This is a genomic window from Streptomyces sp. NPDC037273 (assembly GCF_055603625.1).
Genome location: NZ_JBVJVO010000018.1, coordinates 101,349 through 124,119 on the forward strand (window position 1 = coordinate 101,349; position 22,771 = coordinate 124,119).

Here is a 22,771-nt window from a genome sequence, read left to right on the forward strand (position 1 = left end):
CGGTGCACGACTCAGGAGCCGTTCATCAGGCTGAGCAGCTCGGTCCGCTCGAAGCTGTTCTCGCGGAAGACGCCCTGGAAGACGGCGGAGGTCATCTGCGCCCCCGTCTTGATGCCGCGCATCGTCATGCACAGGTGCTCTCCGCGGCCGATGACGGCCACGTCGGGCGACTTGGTGATCTCTTCGATCTCGGCCGCGATGTCGGCGACGAGACGTTCCTGCACCTGGAGCTTGTGCGCGTGCTTGTGGGCGATCCGGGCGAACTTCGACAGCCCGAGGAGGCTGTCGTGGGCCCGGTAGGCCACCGTCAGGTCGCAGTTGAAGGGCAGGAGGTGGTGCTCGCAGAGGGACCACACGCGCATGCCGGAGACCATGACGGTCTGGTTGCTGGCGACACTGCTGAAGACGGTTTCGAGGTTTCCGGCGTCGTAGTCGGTGAACTCGCGCCACCAACGCGCGTAGCGTCGAGGGGTGTCGAGCAGGCCCTCGCGGTCCGGGTCCTCCCCGATCTCGATCAGGAGACGCCGGGCTATGGACTCGAGCGGGTCGCCTCCCTGCGCCTCGTCCTGCTCCAGGATGGTGATGGCGGCGGCGTCCATGTCGATGCTCATTCAGATTCCTCTCTTGTCGCCCCAGGCCAGGACGTGCAGGCGGGTGGAGAGATTCCAGCCACGCCGCACGACCTCGTCCGCGAGGGAACTCAAGTGCTGGCTGATGTGTGCCACGTTCTTGCCCTCAGGCATGATCCAGATCGGAGCGATGCCGAAGTCCGCCTGCAGAGCACTGACCTCTTCCAGGTCGTCCGTGGTGCGGCAGACGAACTTGAACGCCACGTCGGGGGTCTGCGCCAGCTTGCGCAGGGCAGCGGGCACGATCCGCTTGGACGCGGGGTCCCCGGCGTGGGAAAGCTTCGGGGAGACGTTGAAACGCACTCCCGGTGTGATGATCTCGTCGTCCGGGACGACGGTCCCGTTCGTCTCGAACTCCACGGTGACGCCCGCGTCGAGCAGCCCCTTCAGGACGGGGCGCAGCCGGCGCTGCTGGCTCAGCGGCTCGCCGCCGCTGATGACGACGAGTTCGGTGCCGAGCGCGAGGAGTTCCTTGACTACCTCGTCGGCGTCCCTGTTGTGCAGTTCCTTGCGGGGGTCGAACGCGGTCTTCTCGTCGCTCGTCCCCTTCCAGTCCCAGGTGTACGGGGTGTCGCACCAGTGGCAGGACAGGTTGCACCCGCCCAGCCGCAGGAAGGCGCACTGACGGCCGGCGGACGGCCCTTCGCCCTGGACCGTGGGGCCGAAGATCTCATTGACGACGATGCTCACGGCCGGTACTCGGCCCAGGTCTTGTCGGTCTCCGAGACGCGGACGGCGGTGAGCTCGGGATAGCGCTCCGTCCACTGCTCGTGGATCCACATGGCCATGTTCTCGGCGGACGGGTTCCGGTCCTCGATGATGTCGTTGAGGTGCCGGTGGTCCAGCGTGTGGTCGAGCCACTTCTTGAAGTCGGCCAGGTCGCCGTAGTCCCGCACGAAGCCGGGCTCGGTCAGCCGGTCCGGGGCCGCGGAGAGCCGCAGCTCGATGATGTAGTTGTGCCCGTGCAGCCGGGCGCACTGGTGGTCCGAAGGCAGGTGATCCAGCCGATGACTCGCGGAGAAGTGGAATTCCTTCGTGATGTGCAGCATCAACCTACTCCTTGAAGTAAACCGTGGGGTCAGTCGTCTCGGCGCGCTCGAACGCCTGGATCCGGTCGACGCACGCGGCGCAAGTTCCGCAGTGCACCTCGGTGCCCTTGAAGCAGCTCCAGGTCTCGGTCCAGTCGACACCGAGCTTTTCGCCGAGACGAATGACGTCGTGCTTGTGGAGATCGATGAAGGGGGCCACGACCTCCAGGTGCGCCGGCGCGTATCCGGCACACGCCACCTTCTCCATCGCGTTGAAAGTGGCGATGAATTCAGCCGAACAGTCGGGTGCGGTCGACGCGTCGCCCGCCAGAGCCCCGATGGCGACCTGATCCGCCTTGACGGCGGCGGCCTTTCCATAGGCTACGGACAACAGAATCACATTGCGATTCGGAACGACGTTAACACTTCCGGGCGCCGTGTAGTGCTGATCCGGAACATCGACTTGGGAATCCGTCAGAGAGTATCCGGGAAGCATGGAAGCGACGTTCGACAGATCGACGATCTCATGCTCGGCGCCGATGCGGTCGGCCGCTATCCGGGCGTAGTCGTGTTCCTTGCGGTGCCGCTGACCGTAGTCGATGGAGAGCAGATGTACTTCATGCCCTTCGGCGTGGAGATGATGGGCGAGCACGACGGAGTCGAGCCCGCCGGAAACGATCGCGATCACACGTGACACGGTGACGCCTTCCTGCAAAACGGAATGGTGGTGGGGCCGGACGCGGGCGCACGGCAATGCTCCTCGGCCACCGGCGTACGGTCTGCGCACGTCAGGGTGACGGGCGGTCGGGGACAGCCGGGTGAGGAAAGGGCGAGAGAGAGGAATGGGGGCGGAGCGGGCCGGGCGGCCTACTCCACCGGGGTGCCGGTCAGATGGACGAGGGGCGTCGCGGCACGCAGCGCCTCGGCGCACTCCTCCGGAGAGGCACCCGTCGTGACCACGTACGCGTACCGTCCACCCACATGGTCGCGGGGCGGCAGCCGAAGACGGCGGCCCGTCTCCACCATGGGCACCACCTCGTGGACGCCCGCCGGCAGCTCTTCCTCGACCGTCAGGGAGGTGACGTCGAGATCGTGCTCGGGGTACAGGAACTGGACGTGGGCCGATCCGGTGCGCACCGGTCTCACGTCGGGCTCGGCGCCCGTGGCGAGGGCGGCGGCCACCGTGCCGTAGTCGACACCCGTGGCCAGGCGGGCCACGTACGGGATGAGGTCGCCGCCGAGGCGGGCGTTCACCTCCACCAGGCGCGGGCCGGTCCGGGTCAGCCGCAGCTCGGTGTGGGTCACCAGCGTGTCGAGGCCGAGCGCCGTGTGCGCTTCCTGGAGGACGCGGCGCACCTGCGGGTCGTGCAGCAGCGGGTCGTCCGCGCTGACCGTGTGGCCGACCTCTTCGAAGTGCGGGGCGAAGCCGAGGGCCTTGCGGGCCACGAACATCGGGGTCACGACGCCGTCGCGGCACACGCTCTCGACGCTGACCTCGGGCCCGTCCAGGTATTCCTCCACGAGGACCCACGCCCGGTCGCGCGGAATCTCGTCGAAGAAGGAGCCGGCCGCCTCGGAGTAGGCGGATTCCAGGGCCTCGGGCCCGTCCGCCCGCACGACCCCGACGCTGGCCGCGAGAGCTCGCGGCTTCAGCACGACCGGGTATCCGGTCGTCTTCGCCACCTCGCGCGCCTCCTCCAGCGAGGCGACGGCGTGGGAGGCGGGTTGAGCCACACCCGCGGCCGCCAGGGCCTGGCGTCCGAGGTACTTGTCCCGGCAGGCACGCACGCCTTCGACGTTCGCGCCCGGCAGCTTCAGTTCGTCGGCCATCATGGCCGCGATCGGGACCCGGATCTCGTCGTAGCAGAGAACGCCGGCTATCCGTACGTCCTGGGCGAGCCGGACGGCAGATTCCACCGCCTCGGTCGCGTCGAGCGTGTCGACGATGGTGTGCCCCCGGAGATACCGGGATTCCCAAGTGGGTTCCTTGGGCGCGAACAGCCAGAGATCGTAGGAGTCGGCGACCGACTTCAGAATGTACTCACGCCATAATTGTCCGCCGCTGCCCACCAGAAGAAGACACGGGCGTGTTAATCGGTCACTCGATCCGGCTTCCGCTGCTTCCCCCTGCGGCTCGCCAAGTCGTGGCATTGCAGAATCCCCGTTCAACGTTCTCGCAATAAGCCTTGGTCCAAGTTCGATCAAGCTCTCCTCACTCTCACCCGGTGGTCGCGCCACGTCTACAGCGATCAAGGATCGAAAACGTGTCGGCAGGAAAACGAGGGGGGGAGAAATTGGACATTAGCCAGATAGCCGATGATTCACGTGAGGTCGTCGGTGTCGCCCTTCACCAGCTGTTCATGCAGCAGATACCCGGCGTGGAGCCGGTTACGTGCTCCGATTTCCTGCATCAGGTCGGCGATGTGCCGTTGGCAGGTCCTCAGGGAGAGCCCCACTCGCGCCGCGATCTTCTTGTCGCTCTCCCCGGCCACCAGGAGGCGCATGATGGCGTCCTTGACCTCGGAGGAGACGTGCACGATCTGGCCCTTGCTGTAGCTCAGGGGGAAGGGGCGGGCTCCGACCCAGGTCCGCTCGAAGGTGTCCACCAGCACGTCGATGACGTTCTCGTTGCGCAGGACGAGGGCCCCCTGGGCATGCCCCTTCAGCGTGAGGACGGCGACCCGCCGGTCGAAGACGAGCATGCGGGGGAAGCCGTTGGCCGTGGTGCGGACCTCCCCGCCGAGCGGCGCCACATGCTCGACGTAGGCGGCCGTGCCCGGGTGGAACTGCGCGGTGTGCTGGTACAGGGTGCGCATGCGCACCCCGCGCTCCAGCAGCTCCTGGGCGAACGCCAGGGCGTTCTCCAACTGGTCCACCGGCCGGCCGCCGCCCGGCTGGGAGGTGAGCACCTCCGTCGTGGCCCGTGCGCTGAACTCCTCGATGAGGGTCAGCACCACGTCCAGCTCGCGGACCACCTCGATCTGCCCGGCAGCCGACTCCGCCTCCTCCCAGTAGACCGGCAGCAGTGAACCGAGATCGGCTCGTATACGGTCCGCCTTCTCCTGCATGACGGAGATCTCGCGCACCAGCGGCCCGAGGAGGCGCAACTGGGCCGAGTCGGGCGCCACGGCGGCGAACAGGCCGCCTTCCGATTCCTGTTGGAGCAGCCGCAGCTCCACCAGGCCCGCGATCACCCGGTCCGCTTCCTCCTCGTCGAGACCGAGTTCCTCCCCCACGCCCTCCGCAGTCACCGCGCGACGACGCACGGCCAGGGCGTACGCACGTCGCATGTCCGTGGACAGATGCATCTCCATATCGACCCAAGCGCCCCTCGTGGTGCTTCGCGTCCCCCCTGCGCGCCATGCACAACCCCTTGTCACATGAGCAAACCTACGCTGGTCAGCGGGGGGTCTGGACCGGCGACTATCGAACTTCGCATGCGCGTGTGAGCTTGTCAAAGGCCATTTCCTCCGGCCCGCGGCGGCCCGGAACGGTTCGGCTTCCGGGGCGTTGCTGCTGTAAGCGGTCCAGGGGTGGGGGACGCGCTCCGCCGGTCGCCCCTGGTACGGGGAGAGCCCTGGCGTTTCGGGCGGCGGCAACGCCGGTGACGGGGCCGGCCTCCCCGCCACCAGAGTCCCCATTTGCACCTCTTGTGCCCCTACCAGGTTCCCGCCAACGGAGATCCGCCGGGGCCTGCTATGGACACGCCCCTTCGCGATCAGAAAGGTGGTCAATGAACATGCGCACAGAAGCGCGGGCACGCACGGGGGAACAACCGAGCATGAAACTTGTCAACGGGATCCTGAAGAGCTCCTTAGTGGCGGCGACGCTGCTCTGCCTGGCAGGGCCGACCGCCGAAGCCACCGACCGGTGGACGCAGGCCGACACGCGGGCCAGACCAGCCTCGTGCGGCACCGTCTGCCCGAACAACGTGCCGGAGCCGGATCTCGGCTGGGGCTGATCCGCGTCGTCACCGCACCCTTCCCCGCACGGCGGCACCTGCCGCCGTGCGGGCGGAACCGCGGGCGGTGATCTCGCACGCCCACGCCGCTCGTCCTTCGCACCCTGTGAGGTGGCTCCTTGCTCTACACCCGCCGTCGTCCGGTCGGCTCCGTCCTCCTCCTCGGCGGAACCCGCCCCGAACCGGTCAGAGCCGCCAAGGCGGCCGGACTCTCGCTCACTTACCTCGGAGCCGCCGCGGGGGCGCCGCGCGCCGTCCTCGACAGCGCCGACGCGTGCCTGCTGCTCGACGACCCCACACCGGAGAACATGGCCGAGGCCGCCCGGGAGCTGCACGGCAAGGAGCCGTTCGGTGCGGTCGTCGCCATGGTCGACCGGTACCTGGAGGCCGCCGCGCTCCTCAACGCGGAATTCGGGCTGCCGGCCAATACCGTCGACACCGTACGGACGATGAACGACAAGCACCGGATGCGTACGGCCGCCCTGCACTCCGCCTGCGTCCCGGTGGCCCACGGTGCCGTCCACGACGCCGAGGACCTGCGGTCCTTCGCGGGCCGGCACGGCTACCCCTTCATCCTGAAGCCGGTCGACGGCTCGGCGAGCCGCGGCGTCGTCCTCGTGTCCGACGCCGGCGCGCTCGAGGCCGCGGCCCGGTCCGTGACGACGTCGGCCGCGCCGGGGTCCCGCTGGATCGCCGAGGAGTACCTCTCGGGCCCCGAGTTCAGCGTGGAGACCTTCAGCACGGACGGCAGCCACCACGTGGTCGCCGTCACCGAGAAGTTCAAGGGCGACAACTTCGTCGAGATCGGCCATCTGGTACCGGCCCGGGTCGGCGCGGCGGACCACGCCGCCATGGCCGCCGAGGTCGGTGCCCTGCTCGACGCCGTCGGTCTGAACGAGGGCGTCGCCCACACCGAGGTCGTCCTCACGGACGCCGGACCGAAGGTCATCGAGACCCACAGTCGCCCGGGCGGCGACGGCATCGTCGAACTCGTACGGCTGGCCACGGGTGTCGACCTCCAGCAGCTGACCTTCGACTGGCTCGCGGGCAAGGCCGTCGACCCACGCCCCGCACCAGGGACGAGGGCCTCGGCCACCTGGTTCCTCACCCCGCCCGAGGGCACGGTCACCGCCGTCTCCGGTCTCGACGAGGCGCTGCGCCACGAAGGGGTGACGGAGGGGTACACGGTCCTCGAACCGGGCTCCACGATCCGCCCGCTGCGCAGCTCCGACGACCGCAGCGGGGCGGTCATCACCGTCGCCCCCGGCCCCGACGCCGCGCTCGCGCGGGCACGGGCGGCCGTGGGCCTCATCGACGTGACCGTCACCCCGGCCGGCGCCGACCGCGGGGGGCCGGTCCCCCGATGAGCGGGGCACGCTCCTACGGATACCGCGCGCTCTTCTCCGAGCCGGGAATCCTCGTCTACGCGCTCGCCGCCGCCTTCGGCAAGCTCCAGGCCGGCATGTTCGCCCTGGGCACCCTGTACGCGGTCGCCGACCAGCGCTCGTACAGCGCGGGCGCGTTCGTCGTGGCCGTGTCGGCCCTCGGAGGGCTGTCCACCCCGCTGCGGGGGCGCCTCCTCGACCGCTACCCCTACGGCCCGGTGCTGTGGACGATCATGGCCGTGCACACGGTCCTGGTGGGGGGACTGCTGGTCAACGAACACCTGCGGGGACCGTTCTGGGTCACGGTCGCCGCGGCCCTCCTCGGCAACCTCGCCGCTCCCCCCGTCGGAGTGGTCACCCGGGTGATGTGGCGGTCGGTCACCACGGAGGCGAGCCGCCCCACGGCCCTGGCCTTCGACTCGGTCCTGGCCGACGCCGGCTTCATCCTCGGCCCGACGCTGGCCGCGCTCGCCTGCGCCACCCTCGCCCCCTGGGCCGGTCTGGCGGCCGTCCTGTTCTTCACCGCGGTGGCCATGCTGCTGCTGCCGAAGGACATCGGCGACGACAAGTCCTCGGCACGGCAGGGCGACCGCCACTGGGCCGGGCCGCTCGCCAGCCCGCGCCTGGTCCTCCTGCTCGGCGCGGCCCTGTGTTTCGCCACGTCCGTGAGCGTCCTTGAGATCGCGCTCGCGACGCCCGACGGCGGCGAGGACTCGCAGGTGCTGAGCGGACTGCTCCTGAGCGTGCTGGCCGCCGGCAGCATCGTGGGCGGGCTGCTGATCGGCGCGATGACTCCGGCACTGGCCGAGCGGGCGACCCGGCTGCCCGTGCTGCTGATGGTCCTGGCCTTCTTCTCCACCGCGCTCGTCTTCGGCAGCAAGGCGGGCTGGCTGGTCGCCGGCCCGCTCTGCCTGCTGACCGGCTTCTCCTTCGGCCCGTCCTTCGTCGCCGTGTACGGCCGGTCGGGCGACCTCGCGCCCGCGGGTACGGCCGCCGAGACCCAGGCGTGGGCCGGCACCGCCCTCCAGCTCGGCTCCGCCGCCGGTGCCGGTGCCGGAGGCCTGCTGCTGGACCTCTGGGGCCCCACCGGGGCGCTGGCTCTCGCTCCGGTGGCCGCCGTGGTCGGCGCGGCGAGCGCCTTCGCGGGCGACCGCCTGCGGACGCCGGTGGCCGAGCCCCGGAAGGAAACGATTCCGAGGAGCCCGTAATGAGGATTCCCTGCCTGACGCATCGTCAAGATCCGTCGTTTCTGTACCCGTTGGAGCAACTCGGCTACGATCGCATGCCGATGGTCACGCCTAGGGCGGGGGAGACGGAGTGACGGTTCAGTCGTCGGCGCCGATGCCGGTCATCGGAGGGTCGACCCGGCTCTACGCTGTCCTCGGTCACCCGGTGTCCCAGGTGCGGGCCCCCGGGATGCTGAATCCGCTCTTCGCCGAACTCGGCTCGGACGCCGTGCTGTTCCCCGTCCAGGTCCCGCCGCGGGATCTCGGCGATGTGGTCCGCGGCTTACAGCGGATCGGCAATCTCGACGGTCTGCTCGTCACCATTCCGCACAAGGTGGACGTGTGCCGCTACGCGGACGCGGTGAGCGAGGCGGTCACCCTGGCGGGCAGCGCCAACGCGCTGCGCCGCGAGCCCGACGGGAGCTGGTTCGCCGAGAACTTCGACGGCACCGGCTTCGTCCAGGGCCTGCGCGCCGCGGGGATCGATCCCGCGGGCAGGAGGGTCGTGCTCGTCGGGGCCGGCGGTGCGGGCAGCGCGGTGGCCGCCGCACTGCTCACCGCGGACGTCGCCCACCTGGAGCTGTGCGACCGCGACGAGGGCCGGGTGGCCGCCGTGGTCGACCGACTGGCGCGGCACTTCCCGGGCCGGGTGTCCGGGAGCACGGCCGCACCCCGGCTTGAAGCCGCGGACCTGGCGGTCAACGCGACACCGCTCGGCCTGAGCCCGGCCGACCCGCTCCCCTTCGACGTGACCCGGCTACCGCCCGGAGCCGTCGTGGCCGACATCATCATGCGGCCGAAGGAGACGGCACTGCTCCGTGCGGCCGCGGAGCGGGGCCACCGCACGCATCCCGGCTCCCCCATGCTGACCCATCAACTCGGGCTCTACCGCGCGTTCTTCCGGCTCGACGACGCGCGATGTCGCGGCGCACAGGATCACCCTTCCCACTGACGGCACCTCGCCGGCTCCAGGGAAACGGTGCCGCCGCCCCGCGCCCTCAGCGCGTCCACGTTCCGCTCCCCCACTCCCGACCGACACACAGAACGGATACCCATGTCGACCGACACCGTCGCCCCCAGTCTCCCTTCCCCTTACGCCCTCTCCCCCGAGGCCCGGGAGCTGCTCTTCACCGAGGCCCGCACCGCTTCCAAGTTCACGGACGAACCGGTCGACGACGACCGGCTGCGTGCGATCTGGGAGCTCTTCAAGTGGGCACCGACGGCCAGCAACGTCAACCCGCTGCGCATCCTGTACATCCGCACCCCGGAGGCGAAGGACCGGCTGGTGCCCCTGCTCGCGCCGCCGAACCAGCCGAAGAGCGCCTCGGCCCCGGTCGTCGCCGTGCTGGCCCTTGACACCCGGTTCACCGAGCACCTGCCGACGCTGTACCCGGCCATTCCGCAGCTGAAGGACGCCTTCGAGGCCAATCCCGAACTGCGTGAGGACAACGCGTCGTTCAACTCGGCGCTGCAGGCCGCCTACTTCCTCCTTGCGGTGCGGTCCGTCGGACTGGCCGCAGGCCCGATGAAGGGCTTCGACGCCAAGGCCGTGGACGAGGAGTTCTTCCCCGACGGCCGCTGGCGTTCCATCCTCGTGGTCAACATCGGCAAGCCCGCCCCGGACGCCTGGTCGACGCGGCTGCCGCGCCTCGACTACGAGCAGACCGTCCAGCTCGTCTGACCCGCCCGGCGCTGTCCCGGCCGGCCGCACGACCGGCCGGGACAGCGACTGGTTCCCGCCGCCTACCGCCGCCCTACGCGGACGCCGGGGCGTGCACCTCGATGCGGGCGCCAGGGCTGAACTTCGCCAGCGCTTCGGCCAGTTCGGCGGCGGCCGTCTCCAGCTCGGCCACCGGCATCGGGGCCAGGCTCTCCAGCAGGAAGAGACCGGACGTCGTCTCCTCGGTGAGGCGCGTGCGCGGACCCTGACGCCAGTTCCAGCGGCGGCAGGTGACGCCGACGTCGTCGCGCCACACCACCTCTCCCGCGTCGGGGTGTTCGACCGCCTCCTCGCCACCGGCCACGGTGGCGAAGTCCTCGTCTCCCGCGGCGCGCACCAGCCGCATGTCACCCTCGATGCGGTCGAGGTCCTCGCCGCCCACCGGGATCAAGTAGGCGACGCTGATGGCGTTGTAGAGGTCCACCAGCAGGTTGATCCGGGGCAGGCCGGCATCGGACAGCGCTCGCTTGGCCAGTGCCTCCGCCGAGTTGCGGGTGCGCGAGGGCTTGGAACCGAAGGCGGTGTACGTGTCCCGCCAGGAGGCCATGTGCGGGTCCTCGTGCGGAGCACGTCCGTCCAGGCGTACGGCCAGGCGGCGAGCGGCCTCGTCGAGGAAGGCCGAACTCTCCTCGGAACTAGGGCCGTTGACAAGGCCGTACGCCTCGATCGCGACATGCGTGAACGTGGGCGCGAGGGTGTGAACCTCTTCGGCCACGGTGAGCTTGAACGTCATCTGCCTCGCCTCAGGGGCTGGAAGGTCACTGGTGCGACCGGGCCTGGGACGACTGTCACGGCGCCGAGAACGGCCGCGTGTGGCAACCCTACAGGACCGGCCGGTTCCCCTGTGGGCGGCCTCGCGCGGCCCGCTCCCCTCGGTGGTACGGCTCACGCGGACTGGCTCAACTCCTGGCGGCGCTGCACGTTGAGCTTGCGGAACACCCGGGTGAGGTGCTGCTCCACCGTGCTCTTCGTGACGAAGAGCTGATCGGCGATCTCCTGGTTGGTGTAGCCCTCCGAGGCCAGCATGGCCACGCGCCGCTCCTGCTTGGAGAGGGCGGACAGCGCCTTCGTGTTCTTCTTCGGCACGGCCGCGGGGTGCTTCTCCCGGTACTCGGGGGCGACCCGCGCGCAGAGCGACTCCGCGCCGATGGCCTTCGCCGCGTGCCACGCCCTGCGCGCCAGACGCCGGGCGCCCCGCAGGTCACCGGCCTTCTGGAAGGCGTGGCTCAGATCGATCAGGGCGAGGGCCAGCTCGAACTTGTCCCCGCAGTCGTGGAGCAGGTCCACCGCCTCTTCGAGGAGCTGCGGGCGCTGCTGTGTGCTGCTGGCGGCCGCCAGCAGCCGCAGGGAGCGCCCGCGGACGCGGGCACTGCCCGGCGAGAGCCTGCTGAGCTGGTCCCGCACCAGGTGCTTCGCCTGGTCCCGGTCGCCGAGCTTGATCCAGGCCTCGGCGGCACTCGTCCGCCACGCCACGGGCCCGGTCCCGTAGATCTCCCAGCAGTCCATCAGCTCGCCGCAGGCCAGGAAGTCCGCCAGCGCCGACTGGGCATGGCCGCTCGCCAGCCGGTAGTGCCCACGGGCGTAGAGGTAGTGCAGCCCGTAGCGGCTCTGCAGCATGGTGCTCGGGAAGCCCTGTGCGACGTACTTCGCGGCCACGTCGAGCCGGCCCATGCGCACGTGCGCGAGGATCAGACAGCCGAGCGGAAGTCCCAGCGCGACGCCCCATCCCTGGGCCGGGACGATGTCGAGGGCGGCCTGGGCATCGCGGGCGGCTTGCTTCAGGTTCCCCTGGCGCAGGGCCGTCTCGGCCCGCACCGCGGTGAACACCGCCTGCCAGGCCGGCGCGTGGCGCACGCCGGCTTCCGCCAGCAGACGGTCGCAGTGGCCGGCCGCGGCATCGAGCCGGTCGGTGTACACCAGGACGAGGAGGGCGAGCAGGGCCACCTCTCCGCTCCACAAGGAGTCGTTCTCGAGTATCAGGTTCTCCAGGGCCTGCTCGGCCTGGGCGGCGACGTCCTCGGACCGGCCCCGGAGGAAACCGCCGGCCAGCGAGCCCGCCGTCAGCCACGGGGCCAGCCGGCACGCTCCGCCGCTCTCACCGGGTCCGGTGGCCACGGGCCTGCGCGCGGAGGCGTACGACGGGTAGAGACAGGCCAGCCAGGAGAGGACTCCCTGCGCGTCCTCCGCGCCGACGCCCTGCGGTTCCTGCCCTCGGCAGCGCAGTCCGTCCAGCGCGTCCGCCACCGCGCCGACCTCGCCGTACCAGGAGAGCTCCCAGATCAGCTCCAGCACGTCGCACGGTGCCAGGCGTCCCGCCGAGGCGTCCGCGGTCACCGCGGGGAGGCTCCGGGACGCCGAGGCCGGATCCACCTGCCAGCCGATCCGGCTGAGCTGCACCCGGATCGCGGCCACGGCCGGGGAGCCGGCGGCGGTCCGCTCGGCGAGGCGCAGATAGCCGGCCGCGGTCTGGACCCGGTTGGCCGTCAGCGACTCGCGTGCGGCGGCCACCAGCACGTCCACGGCCCAGGGCTGGGCGGCGGAATCGGCGTTGCCGAGTTGTTCGGCGATGGCGACCGTCGGCGCGCCCATGCCGTGCAGAAGATCGGCCGCCCGCGTATGGAGCTCGGAGCGCTCGGTCACCGACATGGTGTCCAGCACGTCGACCGCCGCCGCCGGATGCCTGAACGCGGTGCCGTCGAGCAGTCTCGCGTCGTTCAGCGAGCGGAGCGCGCGGTTGACTTCCCACTCATCGGCGTCGGCCAGCCGCGCCAGCTCGGCCGGCGAAGCGCCGCTGCCGAGCACCGCGAGGGCACGCACGACCGCGAGCGCCACCGGGGCGCAGTGGTTCAGGCAGCTGCGCAGGGCGGCGCTGTACCCCTGGCCGTACTCCTCGCCCCCGGTGCGGGCGTCCCGGATCAGGTGCCTCAGCACCAGCAGGTTGCCGCCGCTCACCGCCGCGAACTCGTCGCCGAGCCGGGACGCCGCCCCATCGCCGAGGTCCCTGGCTATCAGGCGCGTCACGCCCTCCGGTGTCAGCGGGCCCACCGGGATCCGGTGGACGTTCGGCTGCTGGAGCAGTTCGGACCGCAGGAAGGAGTCGGCCGGGCCGCGCGCGTCGTCGTCGGTCAGGACCACCAGCGCGCGGGTGAAGCGCAGCCGGGGCAGGACGTAGGCGAGCCAGCGCAGGGACGGCCCGTCGATGTAGTGCAGGTTGTCGATGCCGATCACCAGCGGAGTGCGCTCCGCCAGATCGGTCAGGACCAGCAGGGTCTTGTGGAGATCCGCGAACATGTCGACCGGGAAGAGGTCGGCCGACTCCGGATCCAGGCTCTGCTCCCGCTCTGTCAGGGCGATGAACATCCGGTTCAGATCGGCCCGGACGGAGTGCGGTATCCGGCTGTTCTGGAAGAGCTGGGAGAGCACTCCGAAAGGCAGCGTGCTCTCCCAGCGGGATGCCGTGGCACTGAGCACGAGCGCCGGGCACTCCTCGACGGCTTCCAGGAAGCCGCACATCAGCTCGCTCTTTCCACTTCCCAGCGGGCCGTGGACGATGGCCAGTTGACCTTTGCCACCCCGAGAATCGGCAAAGAGTCCCTTTAACGTCGAAAGGGCCGCATCCCGTTCGATCATCCCCCGTTGTTCCCCCATGGTCGTGCTCTCCGTTCCGTTTATCCGTTATTCCGGGTTCACCCGGTACAGCGGGAAATATGAACCGATCCTGCCCTGTGCGTAGTCGTCGGCGAGCTGCGGAATCCGGTCGAAGTCGTAGACGACGGTGGATTCGGCGGGCCCGATCCACCCGCTGGACTCCTGGAAATCGCGGATCGTGGGCGAGTCCTGGAGGCGCCAGACGTGCGTGTGCACATGGATGTGCCGGTTGATGCATTCCGCGCCGCGCAGATTCGTCAGCCGCATGCCCGCCTTCCAGCCACAGGTGGTGATCACTCCCTGCCTGGCCAGCGCGGGCACGGTCGTGCCGTAGAGCGGTTCACCGATGTTGTCCACGAAGATCGCGACGCCCTTGCCCCCGCTGAGCTCGTCGACCAGCTCCAGGAAGGCGGCCCGCGACGTGCGATGCCGACGGTGCGCCTCAGGGTCCGGCGCGCCGCGCCTGGACGGCAGCGAGAGATCGGGGAACTTCCTCCGGTCGACCGGGATGATGCCGTGGTCCCGCAGGAAGGCCAGGCGCTCGTCCGAGCCCGCGGTCATCGCCACCCGGAATCCGGCGCGCCGGGCGAGCAGCAGCTCCGCGAAGGCGACTCCGCCGCCCCAGCCGAACACCAGGTGGTTCCCCGGGTCGTCGTCGGGGATCTGGGTGCGCCAGCACGCCAGGGCCCGATGCCAGTTGTCCCAGGCGGTGAAGTACCGGCCGTAGGTCGCCCACTGTTCCAGGGAGTGGGTGGTGTCGGCGGGGATCGGCAGGAGCAGCCGCTCGTCGATCTTCGACAGGGTGGCCATGAGGCCTATGGTGTGCGGTGCGTCGTACCCGTATGCCAGCTCCGCGTAACCGTACGGGTCACACTTGCCGAACGGCAGGAGCAGGCACAGGTCACCCTCCCGGAGCTTCTTTCCCGAGCGGGCCGAATGGGTTTTGACCACCCGCACCACGCCCAGATTTCCGACGACCACCGCCTGCTCACCACGGCTTCGGCAGATGTCGATCGGCGAACGGGCGAGCGCGTGCTCGATGTTGGCTTCCCAGGAGCCGAGAATCGGCTCCACCAGAACCTCACCGGCTTCCAGCGGTCCGAACGGGAAGACCTCGCGGCGCAGCGCGCAGTCGTCCTTGTCGGCCGACAGCCCGGCGGTCTCCCCGGCCCGGAGCACCCAGGCGTCTGGCGAGTAGATAACGACCTCCAAAGAAATGACGGCACTGTCGGCTGTCAGCCGATGCCGTAACTCACCGAAACCCCGCCCCAGGCTTCGCCGGCCCCGTAGGCGACGGCACCCAGCCGTCCCCGCGAGGGCACCGAAGCGTCCTGGAGCGCGCCGCCGAACGCCAGTGGAATCGAGGCGGACGAGGTGTTGCCGTGTTTCTCGATCCTGTTGAGGAAAGGCACTCCCAGCGGCGCGGTGAAGGACCGGACCTGTTCCAGGATCCGGCCGTTCGCCTGGTGCCCGACCAGGACCGAGGGGCGCGGGTCGAACGAGCACAGCCGCTCCGCGGTCTCGGTCATGCGCTGTACCGCCCGGTCGTACACGGCGGCACCGTCCAGATGGATTCCGCCGTTCTCGGTCTGGCACATCAGGCCCGTCTGGGTACCGTCGCCCCCGGCCAGGTGCCTGAAGGGCGCGAACTCCTCGCGTGCCGACAGGAGGACGGCGGCGGCGCCGTCGGCGAAGATGCAGGCGGTCTGCCGGTCCGTCTTGTCCACCATGGTCGACATGGCCTCGACCGAGCACACCATGACCGACCGGGCCTGACCCGCGTCGCAGAGCGACAGACCGGTGGTCAGGGCGTAGACGAAGCCGCAGCAGGCCGCGTTCATGTCGAACGCCAGGACCGACGTGTCCAGTCCGGCCAGGGTGGCGACCTGCTGGGCGATGCCCGGCACCCGCTGACGGACCGATGTGCTGACGACGATCAGCGCGCCGATGGCGGAAGGGTCGCTCTGACGGCTCACGAGCGGCCGGCAGGCCTCGGCGGCGACTTCCGCCAGCGAGGTCTCCTCCGGCAGCCAGCGGCGCGTGGAGATGCCACTGCGCCGCTTGATCCATTCGTCGGTGAGCCCGATCGACTCGAAGTACGAGTTGTCGATCGGCGTGCCCACCTCCGGCACCGCGATGTCGACGATCCCCGCGGCCATCACCGGGTCGCGAGCAGGACGAAGTACGACCGGAACTCCTCGAGCAGCATGAGGCTCCCGATCTTCCTGCGATCGGCCTGGACCTTCAGCTCCCGCTCCAGGACCTGCGTGAGCTCGACGACGTCGAGCGAGTCGAGTTCGAGGTCGTAGATCGACTTGTCGAAGTCCGTCGGCTCAAGCGACGGCTCGCGGACCCGCAGCTTGGCCAGCATGATGTCCGATACCCGGCGTTCGATGTCACTCATCCTGTATGTCCTCCCCGGTCGGCCGATCCCCGGCCAGCCGATAAAGCAGTTCACCTGACTTGACGATCGATCCGGCGGTCACGCAGTGGTCGACGACCTGCCCGGACCGCTCCGCGACGATCTCCGTGGTCGCCTTGTCGGTCTCGACCTCCGCGATCACGTCCCCGCGCTCCACCCGGTCCCCGATCCCGGCGACCCATGCGACGAGCAGGGCTTCGGCGAGCCCGTGGCCGAAGCTCGGAACGCGTCCCTCGAAATCCGCCGAACTCACTTGACCATCCTCAGCACTTCTTCCTTGATCTGATCGACGCCGATCTGGTAGCCCGGCTCGAAGTCGGCCGGCGGATAGTCGCGGCGCTCCGGCGCCAGTCGCCTGATCGCGCACTTGAGTGATGCGAATCCGCTCTCGGAGACCGCCGCGGCCACCTCGGCACCGATACCGACGTCCTTGGTCGCCTCGTGCACGACCAGGAGCCGGCCCGTCCGGGCGACCGACTCCAGGACGGTCGTCATGTCGATCGGCGCCAGCCAGCGCAGGTCCACCACCTCGACATCGACCGACGGGCCGAGCGCCTCCGCCGCCGCCAGCACATCGTTCGTGATCGCCCCGAAGGTCACCACGGTCACATCCGTGCCGGGCCTGACGATCCGGGCCGAGGTCGGCGACACCGGCGGTCCGCCGACGCGGCCGGGCAGGTTGCGGCGCCAGTACAGCCTGATCGGTTCGTAGATCACCACCGGCGAGCCCATCCCCACCGCGTGCCGCAGGATCTGATCGGCGTCCTCACCGGTGGACGGGTACGCCACCGAGATGCCGGGGACGCGTGCGAAGAGGGCCTCGTTCGACTCGCTGTGGTGTTCCACGCCCCGGATGCCACCGCCCGAAGGGATGCGCACCACGAGGTTCAGCCGGATGTTCCCGTTCCATCGGTTGACGATCCGGCCGGCCTGGGTGACGAGCTGGTTGACCGCGGGGTAGGTGAAGCCGTCGAACTGGATCTCGCAGACCGGTGTCAGCCCGGACATCGCGAGACCGATGGCGTGGCCGACGATCGTCGACTCCGCGAGCAGCGCGTCACGCACCCGCTCCCGGCCGAACCTCTCCTGCAGGCCCCGGGTGACCCGGAACACCCCGCCCAGTCGGCCGATGTCCTCACCCACCAGGAGCACCTTCGGGTCGCGCTCCAGCAGATCGGCCAGGGTGGTGTTGATCGTCTCCGCCAGAGGCGTGGGTCGCCGCGAACTCATGACGCGTACCTCTTCATCAACTGCGCCCGGATGTCGCGTACTTCCGCGTCGACGTCCCGCAGCCACTCGGCGTCCACGACGTCCAGTTCGGTCAGCCGGCCCGCGTACGCCGCGACCGGGTCGGCGGCGGCCGCGCGTGCGATGTCGTCCTCGCCGCGGTAGACCTCCTGGGCATCGGAGGTCGAGTGACCGTGAATGCGCCCGACCCGCATCTCGATCAGGTAGGGCGACCGCCGGTTCCGGACGTGGTCGACGGCCCGCACGCACTCGCGGTGGACCAGCTCCGGATCGCCGCCCGGGATCAGCGAGGACTCGATCCCGAATCCGCGGGCTCGGTCCGCCACCGTGGTCAGCATTTGCTCGCCGGAGGGCTTGGAAATCGCCCAGCCATTGTTCTGGCAAATGAAGAGAACCGATGCCGACTCGACGGCGGCCAGATTCATGGCCTCCGACATGTCGCCCTCACTTGTCGCACCGTCACCCACATAAACGACGACGAAATCGTCCATTCCCTGCAAGCGCCGGCCGATCGAATATCCGACGCCGTGCAGCGTCTGCGCGGCAAGAACAAGGGTATAAGGGAAGAATCGCCGGTCCCGGGGGTCCCATCCGCATAGGGTGCGTCCGGCCCACTGGGCGAGGAGCTCGTCCGCCGGCACACCGCGGGTCAGGGCGACCGCATGCTCCCGATAGCTGGGAAATATGGTGGCCTCGGGTCCGACGGCGAGGGCGGAGCTCACCTGCGCAGCCTCTTGCCCCTGGCAGGAGAGCCAGAGGTCGAGTGCGCCCTGCTTCTGCAGCTGGCGCGCCTCTTCGTCCACCCCCCGCGCGATGAGCATGTGGCGCAGGATCGATCGCCTCAGGTCGTCGCCGAGCCCGCACAACGACTTGGTCTGCAAAGGACCACTCCCCTAGGTAACGCTCAATTGGGTGACCAAACGTCACCTTTCGGCAGAAGTGTCGCCAAGGTGAATAACCCTCATAACAATCACCCGACGGCCACTCGAAGCTCGATCACCTACCGTCCGAAATGGCTTACTCCGACCTATCGACATGCTAGTCACGAAGATCGACGATTGCCAGTGTGTGATCGAATCCGTCAACTCGAAGAGCTCAGTCCGGTCTCAGCTTCGCAGCGGCAATTGCTGCCGCTGTGTCATTCGATGACAACGGCCCGTCAGCTCCGGCCCGTTCGCGGTACGCCTCGGCCAGCGTGAAGACCAGATCGAGCGACTGGTCCCCGCTGAGCGGGCCGCCCGGCGCCTCGGCCCGGCCGGTGGCCGGGCCGGTCGCGCGTCGGCCGCCGGTGTCGAAGGACACACCGCCGGGGTGGGTACCGAGCGCCTGATGGACCTCCACGAACGCCCGCGCTTCGTCAAGTACGCGATCGAACCGGCGGGCCGACCAACCCTTCGCGGTGCGCTCGGCATTACCTCGCACCGGGTCACTCACCCAGCACACCAAGGCACCTTCCGCTGTCACCTTCTCGACCAACGTGGGAAGCACGTCGCGGATCCGCCCCGCCCCCGCCCGCAGCACGAACGTCAGACGGCCCGGTTCACGGCACGGATCGAGGCGGTCGAGCAGTCCGAGCACCTGGTCCGGCTCGGCGGTCGGCCCGAGGACGACGGCGATGGGATTGCGGATCCGCGCGAAGTGCTCGACGAGTGTGCCGTCGGCGCCACCGGCGGGATCGCCCATCCACAGCAGATGGCCGCTGGTGGCGTACGGGCGCCGATCGCCATCGCACCGGGTCAGTGCCACTTCGTACTCCGGCAGCAGACCTTCGTGCCCGACGAAGAACTCACCGCCGGCGAGCCTGTCCGGGTCGACGCCGCAGGCCCGGAGGAACGCCAGGCCACGGGCGGTCTCCTCCGCCCGGTCCCCGTGCCGCGCACCCCGCTCCGAGCCCGCAGCGAAGGCGCGGATCCGGTCGTGGGTCCGACGCCGGTCGGGCGACCACCCGGCGATGGCCGCCCGGATGAGGTTGAGGGCGCGCGCGGAGCCGTCGTACATCTCGCGCGCCGAGCGTGCCCCCGCACTCTGCCCGATCATCCAGCCGATCCTGATGACGGGCAGGGCGGTGGCGTAGGCCAGGACGTTCGCCAGCTGGAGCAGGATTCCCAGACGCTCGCCCAGTGAGCCCTCGCTCGGAGCGGGAGCCGGCAGGGTGCCCTGGCCGATGTGGAGCAGAACCGCCTCGCCACGCGCCACCGCCGCCATCCGTCGGCGCAGCAGCTCGCACTCGGCCACCTGGACCAACGGCGGCAGTTCCGCCAATCCGTCGGCGGCGGCACGGAGTTCCGCGCCGCCGAGAGGTGGCTGGTGGTCGCTCATCGCGGTCAGACCGGACGGGTGAGCCCTGCGAGCCGATCCGTGATCGCCCTGGTCACGGCCGCATGTTGGTCGGTGAGGTAGAAATGCCCGCCCGGCAGCGTGATCAGGTCGAACTCGGCGGACGTGTGCTCCCGCCAGGCCACCGCGTCCTGCGGCGACACCATCGGGTCGTCCTCTCCGGTCAGCATGGTCAGGGGGCAGCTCAACGGCGGACCCGGCCGATGCCGGTACGTCTCCGCCGCCGCGTAGTCCGCCCGGATCGCCGGCAGGGCGAGCCGCACGAGCTCCTTGTCCTCGAACACCATGGCAGGGGTGCCGCCCAGGGTCCGCAGGGTGCGCAGGAGAGTGTCGTCGTCCACGTCGCTGCCGAGTTCCGTCCGCTCGATCGACGGGGCGCGGCGTCCCGAGGCGAACAGCGCGACCGGCGCGTGCCCCTTGTCCCGCAGCAACCGCGCCACCTCGTACGCGACGATCGAGCCGAGGCTGTGGCCGAACAGGGCGAGTCCGCGGTCGGCCCACGGGAGCAGCGCGTCGGCCGCCGCCTCGGCCAGACCGGCGACGGTCTCGATCAGCGGCTCCTTCCTGCGGTCCTGGCGCCCGGGATACTGCACGGCCAGAACCTCGACGTCCGGGCCGAGGTCCTTGGCCAACTCCAGGAAGAAGGTGGCCGAACCACCCGCGTGGGGAAAACACACCAGCCTGACCGGTGCGTCGGGCGCCGGACGGAACCGTCGGATCCACAGCGCGCTCTGGGCATCGGTGACGGTCATGGTGCTCCTTGCCGGTTGTCCTGAGGCGGTTCGATCGACAAGGCGTGCCGGAACACCCCGCGCGGATCCCAACGCGCCTTGACCTGTTGCAGCTTCGGGTAGTTGTCGCCGTAGTAGATCGTGGACCAGGGAACACCGGAGGCGTTCCAATCGGGATCCAGCAGGTCGGTATCGGGCCAGTTGATGTAGGACCCGCCGGTCCGGTCGTCGTGCACCGGAACCCCGCCCGTCGCGGCGAAGAGATCGCGGTAGAAGCGCCGGATCCACGTCAGGTGCTTCTCGTCCGCGTCCTGGTCGTTCCACGAGTTGATCAGCGACAGCTGCATGATCGAGTCGCGTTGCGGGACGGCGGTGTCGGCGGGGGCGAGCACGTTCATCCGGCCGCCCCAGGCCGCGATCATCAGTCCGGCGGCCGGATAGCCGTAGTCCACGTCCGTCAGGTACCGGTAGACCGTCCGGACCTGCTCGGCTTCGAGCGGCTTGCGCAGGTACGCCGCCTTGATCTTGGAGCGCAGTCGGGACGCCTCAAGGCCGAACGCCTCACCCGCGTCCGGAACGTTGAGCACCTTGTACAGCCAGGGCTCGTCCTCGCTCGTGGTCGTGCTGGGCTCGGGCAGGCCGGCCGTCACCTCGGCGAGGTACCCGTCCAGGAGCTTCTCGGCCCCGGGAACCGACGGGTCCACACGGCCGGTCAGCATCAGCATGCCGGAGTCCCGGTGCAGCACCGCGACCTCCGCGTGCAGGGCCGCCGTCGAGGTGTCCGGTGCGCTGTTCCGAGCGCTCCACGCCATGAAGTTGTCCAGCAGCGTGGCGAACGAGTCCTCGTCGAAGTCGTCCCACTGCCACATCGCCGCGGCGGACACATGCCGGGCCGGCCGACGGGGCAGCAGCGCGGCCGGATCGGTGCCGTCCGCCCCCGGAGCGCGGAACCAGAAGCGGGTGACGACACCGAAGTTGCCGCCGCCGCCCCCGGTGTGGGCCCACCAGAGGTCGCGGTTCGGATCGTCCGGCTCCCGGGTCGCGACGACGGCCTTCGCCGTCCCGTCGTCATCGACCACCACGACTTCGATGCCGTAGAGGTGGTCGGAGACGTAACCGTGCAGACGGGACAGCACCCCGTGGCCGCCACCGGTCACATGACCGCCGACGCCGACCTCCGGGCAGGCGCCGCCCGGAAGGGTGACGCCCCAACCCAGGTCGAGCACACTGTAGAGCCGTCCCAGACGGACGCCGCCCTGTGCGGCGAAGGCCCGTCTGGCCGGGTCGTAGGAGACGGAGTCCATGAGAGAGAGGTCGATGACGACATCGACCTCCGGGTTGTCGACCAGACCCTCGGCACAGTGGCCGCCGCTTCGCACGGCGATCCGTCTTCCGTGCCGCACGGCGCTGTTCACGACATCGACCACCTCATCGGTGTCGCCGACCACATGCACGCTTCCGGGCGCACCGACGAAACGACGGTTATAGCCGCGCATCTGGAGATCGGCGTACCGGGGGTCGTCGGGATTTACCTGAACCATTTTCCTGAAGTCCCTGGTCTCGCAGTTCCGGCTCATTCACCCAGACGGCCGCGCCCCTCACAACCCCCTGCCGCACCCCCTAGCCGCCCCTATCGGTGAGGGGCGGCCAGGGGGCACCGGTGGGGCTTCCGGTCACCCGGAACCCGCCGCTCAGCCCCAGTACCGGCTGACGACCTTCTCCAGCTCGGCCGGGTCGCGGACCAGCCGGGAGGACTCCACACCGTCCTCGATCGAGACGATCAGGTTGGCGGTGAGCATGACCTGGCCGTTGTCGGTGACACAGCGGCGCCGGCGGACGAGCACGTCCTTGTGGATGGTGTTCAGCTCGGTGAGCACGTTCCACTCGTTCCGGTCCCGTGCCTCCGTCGTGACCCGGTACGCGATCCGCCAGTCCTTGCCGCGGGTGCGGTACCGCAGGACGTGGTGGTCGCCGTCGCGCAGCAGCTGGAACTCGGTACCGTCCTGGGAATCGGTCTCACCCGACATGCGCAGCGGTTCCACGATGGAGACCCCGCCGTAGCCGACGTCCGTCAGCCAGTCCTCACCGTCGAGGCGGACCACCATGACGGCGTGCTCGACGTCAGGTCCCCAGTGCCCGCCGGGGAAGAGGATGCCGGCGGCCACCAGCTTCACGTCGAACCCCAGCTCCTCGAGGAGGCGGGCGAACAGGAAGTTGAGGTCCGTGCAGATTCCGCCTCGGCCCTTCAGGACGGTGGTGACGAACATGTCGTCCAGGTCGAACCGGAGGAAGTCCGTGATCCCGACGTACGCGTTGTCGTAGTGGAACTTCGTCTGGTGCTTGCGGTGCAGCTCCCGAAGCGTCTCCAGCGTCGGCTCGGCCGAGCCCGAGTAGCCGATGCGCTCCAGGTACGTGTTCTTGTCGAACAAGGTCGAT

At 69.6% G+C, this 22,771-nt stretch carries 23 protein-coding genes; 5 read left to right on the forward strand and 18 right to left on the reverse strand.

Annotated elements, in window-relative coordinates; all coding sequences use genetic code 11:
- Positions 1–11: 11 nt before the first annotated feature.
- The 6 genes from folE to ACZ7G1_RS33960 form a co-directional block, all read right to left on the reverse strand.
- Positions 12–611 (reverse strand): GTP cyclohydrolase I, encoded by a 600-nt coding sequence (gene folE / locus ACZ7G1_RS33935; RefSeq protein WP_470881118.1) that lies wholly within the window; start codon positions 609–611, stop codon positions 12–14.
- Complete coding sequence (locus ACZ7G1_RS33940; protein WP_470881119.1) at positions 612–1,319, reverse strand: 7-carboxy-7-deazaguanine synthase QueE; 708 nt, start codon at positions 1,317–1,319, stop codon at positions 612–614.
- The gene (locus ACZ7G1_RS33945) at positions 1,316–1,678 is read right to left on the reverse strand and encodes a 6-pyruvoyl trahydropterin synthase family protein (RefSeq protein WP_470881120.1); all 363 of its coding nucleotides are present in this window, start codon (positions 1,676–1,678) and stop codon (positions 1,316–1,318) included. Before ACZ7G1_RS33945 ends, ACZ7G1_RS33940 begins: the two co-directional genes overlap by 4 nt.
- Before the next feature lie 4 nt (positions 1,679–1,682).
- Positions 1,683–2,345, reverse strand: a complete 663-nt coding sequence (gene queC, locus ACZ7G1_RS33950; protein ID WP_470881121.1) for a 7-cyano-7-deazaguanine synthase QueC — start codon at positions 2,343–2,345, stop codon at positions 1,683–1,685.
- 179 nt (positions 2,346–2,524) lie between these two features.
- Positions 2,525–3,727 carry an ATP-grasp domain-containing protein gene (locus ACZ7G1_RS33955; RefSeq protein ID WP_470881122.1) on the reverse strand — a complete coding sequence of 401 codons (1,203 nt, stop codon included), beginning with the start codon at positions 3,725–3,727 and terminating at the stop codon, positions 2,525–2,527.
- 251 nt (positions 3,728–3,978) lie between these two features.
- Entirely contained in the window at positions 3,979–4,965 is a 987-nt protein-coding gene (locus ACZ7G1_RS33960) for a LuxR C-terminal-related transcriptional regulator (protein WP_470881124.1), read from the reverse strand.
- Positions 4,966–5,438: 473 nt separating this feature from the next.
- Between ACZ7G1_RS33960 and ACZ7G1_RS33965 the strand changes: the two genes are divergently transcribed.
- The 5 genes from ACZ7G1_RS33965 to ACZ7G1_RS33985 all read left to right on the forward strand — a co-directional run bounded on the left by ACZ7G1_RS33965 (position 5,439) and on the right by ACZ7G1_RS33985 (position 9,910).
- On the forward strand, positions 5,439–5,618 hold the full coding sequence (locus ACZ7G1_RS33965) for a hypothetical protein (protein WP_470881125.1): 180 nt from the start codon (positions 5,439–5,441) through the stop codon (positions 5,616–5,618).
- 119 nt (positions 5,619–5,737) lie between these two features.
- A complete protein-coding gene (locus tag ACZ7G1_RS33970; protein ID WP_470881126.1) occupies positions 5,738–6,985 on the forward strand; it encodes an ATP-grasp domain-containing protein in 1,248 nt (415 codons plus the stop codon).
- Entirely contained in the window at positions 6,982–8,211 is a 1,230-nt protein-coding gene (locus ACZ7G1_RS33975; protein ID WP_470881127.1) for an MFS transporter, read from the forward strand. Before ACZ7G1_RS33970 ends, ACZ7G1_RS33975 begins: the two co-directional genes overlap by 4 nt.
- Positions 8,212–8,344: 133 nt before the next feature.
- Positions 8,345–9,181, forward strand: coding sequence for a shikimate dehydrogenase family protein (locus ACZ7G1_RS33980; protein WP_470881159.1), 837 nt, complete (start codon positions 8,345–8,347; stop codon positions 9,179–9,181).
- 102 nt (positions 9,182–9,283) lie between these two features.
- Positions 9,284–9,910 (forward strand): malonic semialdehyde reductase, encoded by a 627-nt coding sequence (locus ACZ7G1_RS33985; protein ID WP_470881128.1) that lies wholly within the window; start codon positions 9,284–9,286, stop codon positions 9,908–9,910.
- Between the two features lie 73 nt (positions 9,911–9,983).
- Here the strand turns inward: ACZ7G1_RS33985 and ACZ7G1_RS33990 are convergent, their stop codons facing one another.
- The 12 genes from ACZ7G1_RS33990 to ACZ7G1_RS34045 form a co-directional block, all read right to left on the reverse strand.
- Positions 9,984–10,682 (reverse strand): B3/B4 domain-containing protein, encoded by a 699-nt coding sequence (locus ACZ7G1_RS33990; protein WP_470881129.1) that lies wholly within the window; start codon positions 10,680–10,682, stop codon positions 9,984–9,986.
- Positions 10,683–10,834: 152 nt separating this feature from the next.
- Positions 10,835–13,597 (reverse strand): helix-turn-helix transcriptional regulator, encoded by a 2,763-nt coding sequence (locus ACZ7G1_RS33995; protein WP_470881130.1) that lies wholly within the window; start codon positions 13,595–13,597, stop codon positions 10,835–10,837.
- Between the two features lie 27 nt (positions 13,598–13,624).
- A complete protein-coding gene (locus ACZ7G1_RS34000) occupies positions 13,625–14,809 on the reverse strand; it encodes a zinc-binding alcohol dehydrogenase family protein (RefSeq protein ID WP_470881131.1) in 1,185 nt (394 codons plus the stop codon).
- Positions 14,810–14,832: 23 nt separating this feature from the next.
- Entirely contained in the window at positions 14,833–15,756 is a 924-nt protein-coding gene (locus ACZ7G1_RS34005; protein WP_470881133.1) for a 3-oxoacyl-ACP synthase III family protein, read from the reverse strand.
- Positions 15,756–16,001 carry a phosphopantetheine-binding protein gene (locus ACZ7G1_RS34010; RefSeq protein ID WP_470881135.1) on the reverse strand — a complete coding sequence of 82 codons (246 nt, stop codon included), beginning with the start codon at positions 15,999–16,001 and terminating at the stop codon, positions 15,756–15,758. Before ACZ7G1_RS34010 ends, ACZ7G1_RS34005 begins: the two co-directional genes overlap by 1 nt.
- Complete coding sequence (locus tag ACZ7G1_RS34015; RefSeq protein WP_470881137.1) at positions 15,994–16,272, reverse strand: biotin/lipoyl-containing protein; 279 nt, start codon at positions 16,270–16,272, stop codon at positions 15,994–15,996. Before ACZ7G1_RS34015 ends, ACZ7G1_RS34010 begins: the two co-directional genes overlap by 8 nt.
- Positions 16,269–17,249, reverse strand: coding sequence for an alpha-ketoacid dehydrogenase subunit beta (locus ACZ7G1_RS34020; protein ID WP_470881139.1), 981 nt, complete (start codon positions 17,247–17,249; stop codon positions 16,269–16,271). Before ACZ7G1_RS34020 ends, ACZ7G1_RS34015 begins: the two co-directional genes overlap by 4 nt.
- The gene (locus ACZ7G1_RS34025) at positions 17,246–18,148 is read right to left on the reverse strand and encodes a thiamine pyrophosphate-dependent dehydrogenase E1 component subunit alpha (protein WP_470881140.1); all 903 of its coding nucleotides are present in this window, start codon (positions 18,146–18,148) and stop codon (positions 17,246–17,248) included. Before ACZ7G1_RS34025 ends, ACZ7G1_RS34020 begins: the two co-directional genes overlap by 4 nt.
- Before the next feature lie 214 nt (positions 18,149–18,362).
- Complete coding sequence (locus tag ACZ7G1_RS34030; RefSeq protein WP_470881142.1) at positions 18,363–19,586, reverse strand: 3-deoxy-7-phosphoheptulonate synthase; 1,224 nt, start codon at positions 19,584–19,586, stop codon at positions 18,363–18,365.
- A gap of 5 nt (positions 19,587–19,591) precedes the next feature.
- Complete coding sequence (locus ACZ7G1_RS34035) at positions 19,592–20,356, reverse strand: thioesterase II family protein (protein WP_470881144.1); 765 nt, start codon at positions 20,354–20,356, stop codon at positions 19,592–19,594.
- A complete protein-coding gene (locus ACZ7G1_RS34040; protein WP_470881146.1) occupies positions 20,353–21,912 on the reverse strand; it encodes an FAD-binding oxidoreductase in 1,560 nt (519 codons plus the stop codon). Before ACZ7G1_RS34040 ends, ACZ7G1_RS34035 begins: the two co-directional genes overlap by 4 nt.
- 114 nt (positions 21,913–22,026) lie before the next feature.
- On the reverse strand, positions 22,027–22,764 hold the full coding sequence (locus ACZ7G1_RS34045) for an arylamine N-acetyltransferase family protein (protein WP_470881148.1): 738 nt from the start codon (positions 22,762–22,764) through the stop codon (positions 22,027–22,029).
- Between the last annotated feature and the right edge of the window lie 7 nt (positions 22,765–22,771).